The organism is Asanoa ferruginea (assembly GCF_003387075.1).
Classification (GTDB): domain Bacteria; phylum Actinomycetota; class Actinomycetes; order Mycobacteriales; family Micromonosporaceae; genus Asanoa; species Asanoa ferruginea.
Genome location: NZ_QUMQ01000001.1, coordinates 2,253,454 through 2,266,026 on the forward strand (window position 1 = coordinate 2,253,454; position 12,573 = coordinate 2,266,026).

Sequence of the window (12,573 nt, forward strand, 5' to 3'; positions counted from 1 at the left end):
GTGACCGGGCCAGGTTTACGCGTAGAGTGCTGTCCTCGTTCGCAAAGATTCCGATCCGGTCGACACTGGTGCATTCAGAGGTACACCTTGGGTAGCTCGAAGAAGAAGCGGCGGCCAACATCAACCGGCGCCGTAGCGCCCCAAAAACGGGATGGATCTTCGGTCCGCGGACGCTTGCTGCCGTGGGAGCCGTACTGCTGCTGGTTGTGGGGGCATTCGTTACGCCGGTGGGGACCAAACTGATTGATCGGCTTTTTCCGTCGGAAGGAACCTTGGAGATCGTCGACCTTGCCGTCGAGGACGTGGGCAGTGCAGCAGTTCTAGATATTTCGGTGCAGAACAGGGGAACCGCACGCGTGGTCTCGAGGCGTGCTTCAATCAGAGTCGAGCGGTTTACGCAGATTCGCGTGTGCAACACTCAAGGCGAGCTCGAAGTCACTGGAGAGTACGATCTTTCTCTTCCGTCGCCCGCCGACGTCGGCTACACAGCGTCCAAGAAACTGAATCAGCAGGTCGGTGCTGATGAGGCTGACCGCTTCCAAGTCAGACTCCAAAACAAAGATCAAAAGAAACCGCATACCGTCTCTTTCTATGGCTTGGACGTTACCATCGAAACTAACGGCAGTCCCCCCTCTATTCATGCAGGAAAAGCAATGGTCGCATTGCCTTTAGTTCCGAGCAACACTGACGCCGGCTGGTATTGGAGCTCTCGGTTCGTGCGAGAACCGCTGGACTGGCTCGGGCCACAGCAGGCAGCGGTTGAAGCCTGCATGCACGGCAATAGCCGCGCAATGCAAGAATTTTTGACGGGCCCAGGCGTTTTATCTGAGGCGCTGTTAAACCTCCGGTCCGACCTTCTGTAGGCGCCGGTTGACTACCATTCCGTCGCGCGAACAGTGCGAGCACCTTGCGGCGCGAACACCATAATGCCGCTTACGTGTGCACCTTTCGCGTCGATCGACACTTGGCACGCGCGCGTCCGAAGGTCACACCCCATGGATCTCCGGCAGCTACGTGGGCCGGTGATGTAGCTGATCGGCCGCTCGCCGCTGCTGTCGAGCCCACGCGTCGAACCTTTCGGCGTGCTCTCTCGAGTGGTCTGGGCAGTGATCGAGCGCGTACCGGAGGCTATTCTCCAGCGCATCGCTGTGCCCTCGGTCTATGAGCAGCAAGGCCTCCGCGCGTGCGAAGAAGGCGTCGAAGTACTTCCGCTTCATGAATCCCAGGTCGCCGCGCCGGACCTGGTCGAGCATGCCGCCTGGGGTCAACATCCGCTCAAGGACGGGCCACCCGGCAGCCTCCAACTGGACGACCATGTCCTGGGCCGCCGTGGCGGCAGATTCAGGACCGGTCACCTTCCACCAGCCCTCTGGACCGACGGGCGTGCCGCTCGGGTGCAAACTCTGGCGGTAAAGCCCCAGAGACTCGGATACCGCCTTCGGCATCCCCTTGCCGAGATGCTCGCGCTCCCAACGAAGCCACGGTTCCGGCGCGACTGCGAGATTGATGACGCACTCAAGGCTCTGGGATGTGTTCCACTTCGAGGATTGGACATTCACGATTGCCCAGTCGCCGGATGCGTTCGACTTCCGCCACGTCGGACCGCTCCCCTTAAAGCCGTGAGTGCGCGCGACGGGCCCGACCACATCCCGCAACGCCCATTTCAGAGACTCCTGCACAGTCACGCGGCGAGCATCTCACGCCGGCCCGATACCGCCGTTCCGCGGCGTCAACGCGACTCCGCAACCCAGCAGGGCAAGCCGGGCCTGTGGTTACCGGCAGCTCGGTGCTCGCCGAGGACATGTTGACGCGGGTTGCCCGGTCGGCGGCGGCAGGTGCGGGCTACGCGTTGGCGCCCACCGCCCGGTTTAACGCAGCATTGCTTAGGCGAGGCGAGCCGAACACGCACCGGGTTACTGGTCCTCGACCAGTAACCCTCTTTTGCGACAAAGAACAACTCCCACCGGCGCGGGCGCGGCGAGGTTCGACGCTGACGGCCCGGTTGGACACCCTGAACCGAAGAGGTCAGGCGGCGTCTGTTTGGCGCTGATGATGTTCGTTGTGGTGGAGGGCTTCTTCGAGTTGGTCCTCGAGGATGATGATCCGGCAGGCGGCTTCCAGAGCGGTCCCCTGGTCAACCATCTCCCTCGCTCGGGCGGCGAGGCGCAACTGATAGCGGGAGTAGCGGCGGTGGCCGCCGGCCGAACGGAACGGGGTGAACAGCTTCGCCTCGTCGAGGCGGCGGAGAAAATCCTGCGAGGCCCCGACGATGTCCGCGGCGCGGCCCATCGTGTAGGCGGGGTAATCATCGTCTCCGAACATGTCATCGGGTTTGGCCATACACACACCTCCATGACGAGGGCCCCGGCGCGGGAAGCGCCGGGGCCCAGGGCTACGGGTCAAAAACACCATCTACCGACACGTCGGTCGGGTTCTCGTATCCACACCCACCGTCACTGACGGTTTCGGGTGCGAGGATCGCATAAGCGTGACCGGAGACCACCTCTCGTTCGATGGGAACTGCGGTGTCCACCCCCAGCGACGTTGGTGCTGGCGGTAGGCGATCCAACGGTGTTCGGCCCTCCCTTTCCTCTGCTTCCACATCTGCTACTCACGTGCTCCGCCGGTGTCGAAGCCCCACGCGACTTCATGGCCTCACACACGTACGGCGGTCCTTCCTCCAAGCAGAGCCCCGAACCAACCTTGGCCCCACCTGATGTGCCCTGACCTGGACTTACGTCAGGGTCTTGCCTTCCACTTGCCTTACTCACTGCGGCGGTGACATGTCTTCACCGCCATGGCCGAGCGAGCCACGAACACATCCGGGCCCTGCTTAACGCTCGGCCTGATCGTCTGCGTCTCTCAGCGATCTCTGTTGTCAACGACGGAAACGTTAGCCAAGCCCGCCCAGGATGTCTAGTCCTTCGGACATAGATTTTTTGGGCGTCGAGGGTCAGCTGTCGCCGGTGCGTTGCTGCTGGGTGAACCGGCGGATCTCGTCGGCGTGTGCGGTGACGCCGGCGATGCGGTGGGCCAGGGCATGGTCGACGGGCAGGTGCCGGCCGGCCGCGGCGAGCAGCGGGACCAGGACGGCGGCGTCCGCAGCGCCGATCGCGTGGTGGAGCTTGTCGAGGCTGTCCCGCGCGGCCGCGTCGAGGTCGTCGAGGGCCGTCACGAGCCCGGCGAGCTGGCGTAGGTCGGCGCCCTCGGCGCGGGCCCAGTCATCGACGGCCCGATCGGCGGCCCGTTGGTCGCGGACCGCCCGTACCCGTTCGTCGCGGGTGGTGGGATTGTCGACGCTGTCCGGCGCGAGGCGCAGGTAGCGGCGCTCGGCCGCTTGGCGGCTGGCGACCCCGAGGGCGGGAGCGAGTTGCGCCCAGCTCGCGCCGGCCTTGCGTGCGCCGGTGATGAGCTGCCGCTCCCACCCGTCGAGCTGGGACCGGATGCGCCGCAAGGCCGACAGAGCGGCTAGGAGCTCGACGACAGGGACGCCCTCGGTCTGCTCGACGGCGTCGGCCATCGCGCGCTCGCCCGTACCGGCCGGTTGCCGGCCACGATCGCGATCGACCCACTCCCGGACCATCCCACACTCGCTCAGTACGACATTTTCTACGCCCTCGCCGAAGCGTCCGTGACGTGCCTGGCCGACCTCTACGGCGAGGACCGCATGCTCGCCTACGTCCGCGACCAGGTCCACACCGCTGCCGGCGGCGACGCCGCCCGCGACCACTTCGGCGCCGGCTGGCCGACGGTCGATGGCCGCTGCCGCGCGTGGATGACCGCACAGGCGACCTGATCAGCCAGAAGACGGTTGGCGCGGGGGGGGCAGTGAATGCCGTGTCGCGGTGCGGCGCCGCTTCCCCCATGCGCGCTACGCCTGCGGGCAATGCCGCATACTTCGGGCCATGCAGGGCAGGTCGGGCCGGTGGCAGTGGAAAGGCGCCACGAACGCCGTACACCGTCGACCCGACGGGACCCCCTCCTCGTGCACTGGACGGATCTACCACTACAGGTACCGGCTCTATGCGCCCGACGACAGCAGGTATGAGCGGTGTGTGGGCATGTCCTGGTGTTCGGTCTGCCGCGAGGTCTCGCAGAACCTGGTATTCGTCAATCGTGACACCGTTCTCTGGGATGCGCTGGCGGACCTGCCAGGGCGCGAGCGCGAACGGGTTGGCCTGAACTCCGCCAAGATCCGCGAGCGCCTGGATCGCCTCGTCCGCCGTGGGCTTTGGCCGCAGGATTTCCCGTAGCGCGCCACTTGACCCATGCGATCGCAACCGCCATGCGGGCACCCAGACGCTGGCGGCTTTGAGCGCGAGTGGTGCGCATATAAATGGGGTTATAGTGTGGCTGTTAAGTACGGCTAGACACCGGCGCGATGAACCGATGGCCATTGTCATCCCCGGGTACCGTCGCCTAGGTCGACGCCCTAAGGCCGTCAGGCCCATGCGCCATATGGCTCGAATGGCGCTACATCCATCGGGAAGCTTGCAGGAAATACCGAGTACCGCCTGGATGCAGAAAGAGCACCCGCCAGAAAACTAGTAATCCCACCCCCAAACTCATTCCACTCGTTACCAACCGGAGCGGGTGCTACCCGCACCAAGTTTTCAATCATCGTATTGACCTGCCGGGTTGACGATACAGACTTCGAACCAGAAGCCGCGGCTTCCCTATGCATTCATTTGCATGCCCCACTGGGTTCAAGTTGTCGCCATTATAAATCGGCTTCGATGTCGACTGAACCACATGGCCCTCAGCGCCAGGGCCACCCTCGACGGCAGACCGGAACTGATTTTCATATCCGCGCATGACCGGGGTAATCCGGAATCCCTCCACCACCCTGACGGCCAGATACCGCTGCTCGACAATGGACAGCCGCATCAGTCCCGAGACTGCGCTACGGACGTTGGGTAGCAGCATCCGCGGGCGCACGTCACGCTCGCATTCAGAGGGTGATGTAGAACTTTTCCCAGGGTCCGATCGCGGTCCTGTTGGCGATCAGAGGCTTCTTGCCCGCCGATTCGGCGGTGACGTAGCGGTTGTTGGCCTTGGCCTGCAGGCTGATGGTGCCGTCGATGTTGCGGACGACCTTGAACGTCTCCCAGGGGCCGACGGCCGTGCGGTTGGCCACCAGCGAGAGGCGGCCGGCGCTCTCCGCGCACACGTACTTGCCGTTGACAACCGACTTGACGGCGATGTTGCCGTTGCCCAGGTTGATGATCTGGAAGTTTTCCCAGAGGCCGTCGAGTTGCCGGTTGGCGATCAGCGGTTTGGCACCGGCCGACTCGGCAGTCACGAAGCGGTCGTTCACGCCCGCGAGGATGGGGTTCGGGCCGACGCCGGGGGCGTACCTGGTGAACTTCTCCCACGGGCCGATCGTGTCGCGGTTCGCGGTCAGCGTCCTGTCTTCCGAGTCGGCGCTGACGTATTTGCCGTTGAGCTTGGAGCGCAGGCTGATCGAGCCGTCGGCGTTGGTGACGATCTGGAACTTGTCGGCGTCGCCGGCGACCCGGACAGCGCCGAGTTCCAGCGCGCTGGTGTTGTCCGAGACGGTCATGAACCGGTCCGCGTCGAGCGAGAGCAGCGCGATGTCGCCCCCACCAACGTCGTGGAGTTCGAAGCTGGTCGCCGCGCTCGCGCCGTGGGCATCGGCATGTGCTTGCCCGTGGTAGGCAGTGACGAACCGGCCGTTGGCCCGGCTGAAGAACTGCGCGACGCCGGTTGATGGGGGCATGCAGGCGGGCGGGTACTGCCACGCCGCGGTCCCGATGGTTCCGATGCTGTCGATGTTGACGGTTACCCGCCCGGCCTGGTTCCACGGCACTGCCAGGGTCTGTGTGGGGCCGCCCGGCTCGACGCGCAGGCTGGCCGGGGCCAACGCAGAGCTCCAGACCTCGATGGGCACGGTGTAGCCGCCCGCCGCCATGGTGACGCTGACCAGCAGGTCGTCGCAGCGGGACTGGAACGTGGCGGTGGGCATGACCGGGTCGCCGCAGACCGGCAGGTCGACCACGCCGCGGGTGGTCTGCACCGGCGTGTCGACCAGGCCGATGGCCAGGAAGTCGGTGGTCTTGAAGTAGCTGTGCACGGTGGCGGTGCCGGTGAGCGACCCAGCCGACTTCGCAGGGAGCGTGTCGCCGGCCGCGATCCCGGTGAACGTGCCGATCGGTTCACGGCGGTCGGGCGACACCTGGCGAATCTCGATCGCGTCCTCGGTGGGGTTCGTGACCGTCCAGGTGATGGTCCACGTGCTGGTGTCGGCATCGCACGCGGTGGTGCCGGTGATGACCGGACGCACCGCGGCGGATGCCGGCGGCGCGACGACGACGAACCCGACGGCCGCGACGAGGGCAGCGGCAACGAAAGCGATCTTGCGATTCACCGCCGCAGCGTAGGCAACCGACGCGCCACCGCGCTGTCCCGGTGCCTCATCCGTCTAGCCGGTTCCGGTGACCGGTCGGCCCCAGGGAACAGCACCTGCTTGCGCTCTGGCTGCGTGCGGCGCGGGTTGGTTCGGGCTGCACCGTATGCGCTCCGACGACAAAGGCGCGAGGGGCGGACAAAGACGCTTGGCGTCGCGTCTGCTGCGCCCGCGGACGCCTTTGGGAGCACTTACGGGCCAACGCGACGGACATCGCCGTTGGTCCGCTGCATCTTTGATTGGGCCACCCTGTTGCCGGTTGATTGTCCGCGTACTCCGACCACCTGCATCGAGGACAGGGCCGGACGACCCTTGCCCGTCGGGGTCGGTGTTGCCTTCACCCCACGTTGTCGGTTGGCGCGGCCGTTAAGAGTCTGCGGACATGTCGCTCGGTTACTCCGAGCTGGTTGGCGATGTCCGTCACTGTTGCTTCCGGACGTTCCGCCCGAATGTTTGCGATGGCCTCGGACGTGCGTCCTCGTCGTGGTGCCCTGTGTCCCGGCGCTTTGGGGTGCGATGGTTCCGTTGGCGTTCGGGCTGTCGGTGTCTTCTTGGTCGGCGGACCGGTGGCCGGCGTCGTGTCCAAATGTCCAGCTCTGCTGGGGCGATTGGCGTCGATTGAGTACTTGCTGTTGTTAGTAGATGCGGTCGGTATGCGTCGGGTGCGGGAGAGCATTTCGACGACGAGGAGCAGGGCGACGGCGGGCCATGCGGCGACGATGCGGGCGCCGAGGGTGGGTTGTGCGGCGGCGATGTTTGCGGCGATGCTGGCTCCGACTCCAGTGAGGAGAGCGGTTCGGGCTGACCAGCGCACTGGCCGGTGAGCGCGCCTGTCGTTCACGATTGCTGTTGATGCGACGAGGAGCATTCCGTCGACGGAGATTGGTAGGACGTAGGCGACCTCTGGTCGTTCGCCGAACTTCAAGGCGACGTGGACCATGTGGGTCCAGGACGACCAGGCCGCGATGCACGCGACGGCTCCGGTGCTGACGTTGCTCACGATCCGGGTCGGGTCCATAGTCCGCCTCCTTCATGGCGGCGAGAGGTGTAGAGAGCTCTCCGGACTACGCGCGGACGTCCGCGGATGGCCGCCCGGACATTTAATCCGCACCGCGCGGTGTGCGAGAGGACCGCGGGAAGGCAACGACCGCGAGGTCCGCGGACAGCCACGCGGGTTGATTCATCGCCTTGTCGTGGTGGTGCAGATTGGGCTTCGGCCCTTTGATGTCCGGGCTCGAGGCTTGGACGCGCCGCCTGTTGGGACGGTCCGCATCTGGGTGGCTAGTTCCGTCGGACGGGGTCTGTCCGACCTGTTGTGTGCGGGCCAGGCGTGTGTTGGGTTCGGAACACAGCGGCCCAGCGCGAGCGAACGGCTGTTGGGTCCTGTTGGGTCCGTCTGTTCGCGCGTGCCTGTCGGCAGCGGTTCCAGAATTGCCGAGTACGGCGGTGTCGTCCCGAGCCACCGCTGGCAACGTGGGAGCGGGGACTGACCGATCGTTGTTGTTGGGTTCAGCTCGGTCATGGGATGGGCTCGAGGTGGAAGACACTGGGAGCGGCGTTGTGCGGAAGTTCGATGAGGCGGACGCGCCCGCTGTCGGTGCCGTAGACCCACCAGACCTGCTCCGCGGGGTCCAGTCCTGTGGCAGCAAGGAAGTCGGCTGCAGTGGTGGCAACGACGGCGAAGCGGGGTGGGCCGGTTGTGGCGATGTGACGGTGGAGGTTGAGTTCGCGGCGGGTGGATGGGAGTAAAAACAACACCGGCCATCGCCAGTTGGGTTCGGCGGCGAGGCTGTCGTAGCGGGTGATCTTGTCGGTCAGGACGGTGAGGTTCTCGGTGCCGGTGTCGTACTCGAGGAAGAACGGAACCGACCGTCCGCCTTCGGCCCACACGCCGTGTCCATCCGGCCGTGGTGTGGCCCGAGTGATGATCGACGGGCTCCCGCCGGCGGTGAGGAAGGCACTCGGTTGGTGGAACGCCGAGGACGGCAACCATCGGTCCAGGCTGGTCCCGGGATGCTGCCGTTGGTGGGAGGCCAGCTCGACAAACACCTGGTTGGTGCCCAGTAGGTGAGGCAGGTTTGCACGTGAGGTGAGGTGGTGCCGGCGTTGGCGGGCGATGCTGCGGCGGGGCAGGTCGTGGCCGCGTTGGGCGGCCACCACGTCTGTGCCGAGCTGGTCGAGGAGGTAGTGGTATGGGTAGGAGCCTCCGCCCCACCGCTGCGGCCGGAACCGGCCGATCACTTCAAGGCGGGTCAGGCGCAGAAGGCGACGCTGTCCGAAGTCCTTCGACGGGAACAGGGCGATACAGATCTGGTCGCTGGTCAGGACACCGTGGTCGTAGAGCCAGCCGAGCAGACGCAGATCTCTATGGGTGAGGGTGGATTGGATCTGCAGTAGGCGTAGATCGTCACGTCGGGCCATTGGACCACCCACACTCGCGTTTTCCCCCACTGCGTGACTCCCTGGACGGAGAGTCAGTCTGAGCTGCGACACGGAAGCTGTTAACCGTTCTGACCTCGGCCAACAGCCCGGCCCCAGGGTCCGGATGGGTGTCCGGTTCAAGCCGGATCCCCGCTCGGCGGTCCACACCGACACCCGACTGGCCGCCGGGTCCGTTCGCGCCGCAGTTATCGGCGATGTTCCGCGGCTGGTCAGCGAGCCCGGGCGACGACCAGCGTTTGTGGGAGAGAAGCCAACAGAAGCCCATCACGGAACTCCGATCATGAGATGTTGCGGGATGCCGGTGGAATGGCGGCGGTACTTGCGGCAGTCCCGGAGGCCGAGGCGCCCACCCGGCCGTGTCGACGCCGATTGATTGAGCCGTGTTGTCGACGAACAAGCCGGCCGGTCCACCAGCACCGTCCCGCCGGCCTGCCGCCGATCGCAAGCCGACAATTGCCGGTAGCTGAGACCGTCGTCTTGTGCGCGCGACGAGTTACGGCTTTGTCTCTGATTACTCATCCACTAATGGCTTCTCGGAGAGCGCTCTCTCCAAGATCACATCAAAAGTGCTCGCCATCTGAGAACACCAGGAAGTGTCGGTTGCCGTCTGGGCGATGTCGTACAACGACAGCTAAGGCTTAGCTCACCAGCTATTAGCACCTTCGACAACCTGGTCAAAGTCGTAACCAGCCCGGCAGGTACGAGTTGCTGCCGACGACGACCGGTGCGGCAACGGCACCCGGTCGCCTACGGCACCGAACGTCGAGTCCCCGACCGGCCGGGAGCGATCTCAGCCGACCGGCCGGGGTGCTTGGGGACCGGGGCGCGCTCACAACGCAAGCGCCAACTCGGAAGGTGCGCGCCCCGGTCCGGGGAAGCGTTGTGCCCAGCCTCGGGGCCAACCATGGAAGGACGACAACGCCAGCAAAAGACTACTACCCAAGGCTAGCGTTGGGTAGTCGTCGCTGGCGTTTGGTGCTTCCATGGACAGGCCAACCGTGGAAGGTCCTATGCCCAGATACCGTTACGAAGAGATCGCCGACGACCTGGAGGACAAGATCCGTTCAGGCGTATACCCACCTGGCTCTCGGCTGCCCTCCCGAAGGGACCTTGTCGACGCGTACTCCGTCACGGAACCAGTGATCGACAAGTCGATGATGATCCTCCGGGTGAAAGGCCTCACCGAGACGCTCCCCGGTGTCGGTGTATTCGTTCGCGAACCGGCCTGAGCTCGGTGTAGCTCACACCGCAGACCTCAGCCGATGTGACTACTTTTGGTGAGACGGCAGACCCGGCATGATTCATCAGGTGGAGCCGCGGTCGTTGCCAATGCTGGAAGTGCTGCGGTACGCCCGGCACGGCGATGCCACCGACCTCGAGATCGACGGCTACCTGAACTACCACTTCATGACGGCAGCGCCGGGGCACGACTGGCCAAAGATGATGCTCGAGCGCGGCATTAATCCGTCGGCCATGGTCGCCGGACCGGACAGTCCGCGCCGTCCGGTAATCGCAATCCGCTCCAGCCCCTGGAAGGCCGGCCAAACCTCCAATCCATGGCACGACGAGTTCGACCTCGACCACGGACATGTGCGCTACTTCGGCGACCACAAACCGTCCACCGTGGGCCCGCCTGGGGCGACCGCAGGAAACAAGGCTCTACTCGACGCCTGGCAGTTCCACGCAGGGTCGACCGCGGCCGAGCGGGCGCTGGCACCGCCACTCCTGCTGTTCCGTTCCGCCACCGTCCACCGCGACGGTCGCCGCTTGGTCAAGGGGCACATCGAATTCTGCGGGGTCGCGATCATCGAACGCCTCGAGCACGTTGTGCAACGCGATCCGGACAGCCCTCGCAGCTTTCCTAACCTGCAACTCGACCTTGCCGTCGTCCAGCTCGCCCCAACCGGCGACACCCTCGACATGCGGTGGATCGACGACCGCCGCGACCCCGAACTTGACGTCGTTACCTCGGCTCGGCACGCCCCGGCCGCTTGGCAACGCTGGGTGAGTGGTGGCCGCAGCGCGATCCCTCGGGTTCGCCGTCGAGTCATGTCCTCCCGCGTTCAAGCACCAGCCGACCAGCTGCCCGAGCCCGGGACCACTGACGCCGCCACCCTCGACCGTCTGCATCGGTTCTTCGACGGTCGCAAACACGCCTTCGAGCTGCTAGCTTCCCGCGTCGCCGCACAGGTCCTCGGCGGCTCAGGCGCGGTTTACCAGGAAGGCTGGCTTACCCGGGCCGGCGGCGACGGTGGCATGGACTTCGTGGGCCGCCTCGACGTCGGTACCCCCACTAGCAACACCCCCTTGGTCGTGCTCGGCCAAGCCAAGTGCGTCGCACCGTCCACATCGATCAGCCCTGACCAGGTCGCCCGCGTCGTCGCCAGACTACGTCGCGGATGGATCGGCGTGTTCGTCACCACCGGCACTTCTCCCGACAGGCACAAGTCGAAGTAATCGACGATCAGTACCCACTCGTCCTAATTAACGGCCGTACCCTCGTTGACCACGTTCTCCGCATCGCTGCCACCGACCACGGGCGGCGACCTCGACGCCCTCTTACTCGATGTCGGCGCGGCCTACGAGGCCGCGATCACCTACAGACGCCCCGAAGAAATCCTCGCCCAATAGCGCTGGCCAAAGGTAAATGCGTGGGTCGAATGGCTGAAGCCTCGATACGCGTTCGCTCCCGCGAGTCCTAGACGGGCCGGCGAGCGACGAACCATGCTGCTGGGTTTGCCCACAGCCCGCGCAGCCAACCCCGTACCTCTGCCGGCAGAACTTGCTGGGCTAGCACGTCCGACGCTCGGACATCAGAGACTTTGTCTCCAGCCGCTAGGAACGCGCCTCCGTGATCGTCACCTCCACAAACCCTTCGGCGGCTGGGGCGAGGTCTTCGGCGACGACGTCGTCGCCGAAGCCATGATCGACCGCCTCGCCCACCACGCCGAGGTCATCTCTCTCAAGGGCGACAGCTACCCACTCAAAGAACGCGACCTCGGCCGCGTCCCAGCGCAAACCAACGACAAACAAGATCCACCCACGGCGAGGGGGTCAGCATTCACCCGTCGCCAGGGTCAAATTCGCGCGTCGTTGACAGCGTCCGGCTCCGAGCTGTCGTGCGACTCGATCCGCCGGCTGACGCTGCTGCCCAACCGAATAGAACGGACTATTCGAGCTAGCACCAACGGCGCACTGGAGATCCAAAGTAGAGCAGACGCGAAAGGCGCTTGACCGGGTAATCCCAGTTGAAGCGGCTTCGCAGTAGCTTGCGCGCCCGAAGGGACGCGAACAGCGCTCGACTCAGATCGGCAGAAAGGTGTCGCAGAGGTGTGGCATCCCGCGAGTGAACGAAAAGCCCCCCGAGCCGCAGCTCAGGGGGCTTGTTGCGCGCCCGAAGGGATTCGAACTGCTGTACGGCCAGTGAAAGAGGCCATCTCGAATGGCTGAGATGGCCTCTGACCTGCTGCGCGCCCGAAGGGATTCGAACCCCTAACCTTCTGATCCGTAGTCAGATGCTCTATCCGTTGAGCTACGGGCGCAGGTGCCTGGCCAGTCTACACACCGACCTCGGCGCGGAGACTCCGGGATTCGAACCCGGGAGGGGCGGTTAACCCCAACCGCATTAGCAGTGCGGCGCCATAGACCAGACTAGGCGAAGTCTCCTCGGTGGCCGCTAGACCACCGCCGATCGAGGATACAGG

The 12,573-nt window shown here is 65.1% G+C and carries 12 protein-coding genes, 2 tRNA genes and 1 pseudogene; 7 read left to right on the top strand and 8 right to left on the bottom strand.

Features of this window, described 5'->3' with window-relative positions; translation table 11 throughout:
- The first annotated feature begins 182 nt into the window (after positions 1 to 182).
- Positions 183 to 863: a hypothetical protein gene (locus DFJ67_RS42260; protein ID WP_147315486.1), complete on the top strand. Its 681-nt coding sequence runs from the start codon at positions 183 to 185 to the stop codon at positions 861 to 863.
- A 147-nt stretch (positions 864 to 1,010) separates the two neighbouring features.
- On the opposite strand, the gene DFJ67_RS10760 is transcribed toward DFJ67_RS42260, so the two are convergent.
- The 3 genes from DFJ67_RS10760 to DFJ67_RS10770 form a co-directional block, all read right to left on the bottom strand.
- Positions 1,011 to 1,685, bottom strand: coding sequence for a DUF4304 domain-containing protein (locus tag DFJ67_RS10760; RefSeq protein ID WP_116067754.1), 675 nt, complete (start codon positions 1,683 to 1,685; stop codon positions 1,011 to 1,013).
- A gap of 340 nt (positions 1,686 to 2,025) precedes the next feature.
- Complete coding sequence (locus tag DFJ67_RS10765) at positions 2,026 to 2,340, bottom strand: MerR family transcriptional regulator (RefSeq protein ID WP_116067755.1); 315 nt, start codon at positions 2,338 to 2,340, stop codon at positions 2,026 to 2,028.
- Positions 2,341 to 2,953: 613 nt separating this feature from the next.
- Positions 2,954 to 3,520 carry an HSP18 transcriptional regulator gene (locus tag DFJ67_RS10770; protein ID WP_116067756.1) on the bottom strand — a complete coding sequence of 189 codons (567 nt, stop codon included), beginning with the start codon at positions 3,518 to 3,520 and terminating at the stop codon, positions 2,954 to 2,956.
- 24 nt (positions 3,521 to 3,544) lie between these two features.
- On the opposite strand from DFJ67_RS10770, the gene DFJ67_RS10775 reads away from it, so the two are divergent.
- Entirely contained in the window at positions 3,545 to 3,796 is a 252-nt protein-coding gene (locus DFJ67_RS10775; protein WP_116067757.1) for a hypothetical protein, read from the top strand.
- A 265-nt stretch (positions 3,797 to 4,061) separates the two neighbouring features.
- Entirely contained in the window at positions 4,062 to 4,253 is a 192-nt protein-coding gene (locus tag DFJ67_RS42265) for a hypothetical protein (RefSeq protein WP_147315487.1), read from the top strand.
- A 698-nt stretch (positions 4,254 to 4,951) separates the two neighbouring features.
- Here DFJ67_RS42265 and DFJ67_RS10780 read toward each other — a convergent pair.
- The 3 genes from DFJ67_RS10780 to DFJ67_RS10790 all read right to left on the bottom strand — a co-directional run bounded on the left by DFJ67_RS10780 (position 4,952) and on the right by DFJ67_RS10790 (position 8,848).
- A complete protein-coding gene (locus DFJ67_RS10780) occupies positions 4,952 to 6,388 on the bottom strand; it encodes a fascin domain-containing protein (RefSeq protein WP_116067758.1) in 1,437 nt (478 codons plus the stop codon).
- Between the two features lie 376 nt (positions 6,389 to 6,764).
- Positions 6,765 to 7,445, bottom strand: coding sequence for a DUF2637 domain-containing protein (locus tag DFJ67_RS10785; protein WP_116067759.1), 681 nt, complete (start codon positions 7,443 to 7,445; stop codon positions 6,765 to 6,767).
- Positions 7,446 to 7,945: 500 nt separating this feature from the next.
- Positions 7,946 to 8,848, bottom strand: coding sequence for a replication-relaxation family protein (locus tag DFJ67_RS10790; protein WP_116067760.1), 903 nt, complete (start codon positions 8,846 to 8,848; stop codon positions 7,946 to 7,948).
- Between the two features lie 1,031 nt (positions 8,849 to 9,879).
- Here DFJ67_RS10790 and DFJ67_RS10795 point away from each other — a divergent pair.
- The 4 genes and pseudogenes from DFJ67_RS10795 to DFJ67_RS10805 all read left to right on the top strand — a co-directional run.
- Positions 9,880 to 10,098: a winged helix-turn-helix domain-containing protein gene (locus DFJ67_RS10795; RefSeq protein WP_116067761.1), complete on the top strand. Its 219-nt coding sequence runs from the start codon at positions 9,880 to 9,882 to the stop codon at positions 10,096 to 10,098.
- A gap of 100 nt (positions 10,099 to 10,198) precedes the next feature.
- Positions 10,199 to 11,326: a restriction endonuclease gene (locus DFJ67_RS10800; protein WP_203783684.1), complete on the top strand. Its 1,128-nt coding sequence runs from the start codon at positions 10,199 to 10,201 to the stop codon at positions 11,324 to 11,326.
- A 45-nt stretch (positions 11,327 to 11,371) separates the two neighbouring features.
- Positions 11,372 to 11,500, top strand: a complete 129-nt coding sequence (locus DFJ67_RS44340) for a hypothetical protein (RefSeq protein ID WP_275407665.1) — start codon at positions 11,372 to 11,374, stop codon at positions 11,498 to 11,500.
- Positions 11,501 to 11,708: 208 nt separating this feature from the next.
- A pseudogene (locus tag DFJ67_RS10805) lies at positions 11,709 to 11,896 on the top strand (ATP-binding protein); the annotation flags it as partial.
- Between the two features lie 442 nt (positions 11,897 to 12,338).
- Here the strand turns inward: DFJ67_RS10805 and DFJ67_RS10810 are convergent.
- Positions 12,339 to 12,411: transfer RNA gene (locus tag DFJ67_RS10810), tRNA-Arg, on the bottom strand.
- Positions 12,412 to 12,445: 34 nt separating this feature from the next.
- Positions 12,446 to 12,535: transfer RNA gene (locus tag DFJ67_RS10815), tRNA-Ser, on the bottom strand.
- Positions 12,536 to 12,573: the final 38 nt, after the last annotated feature.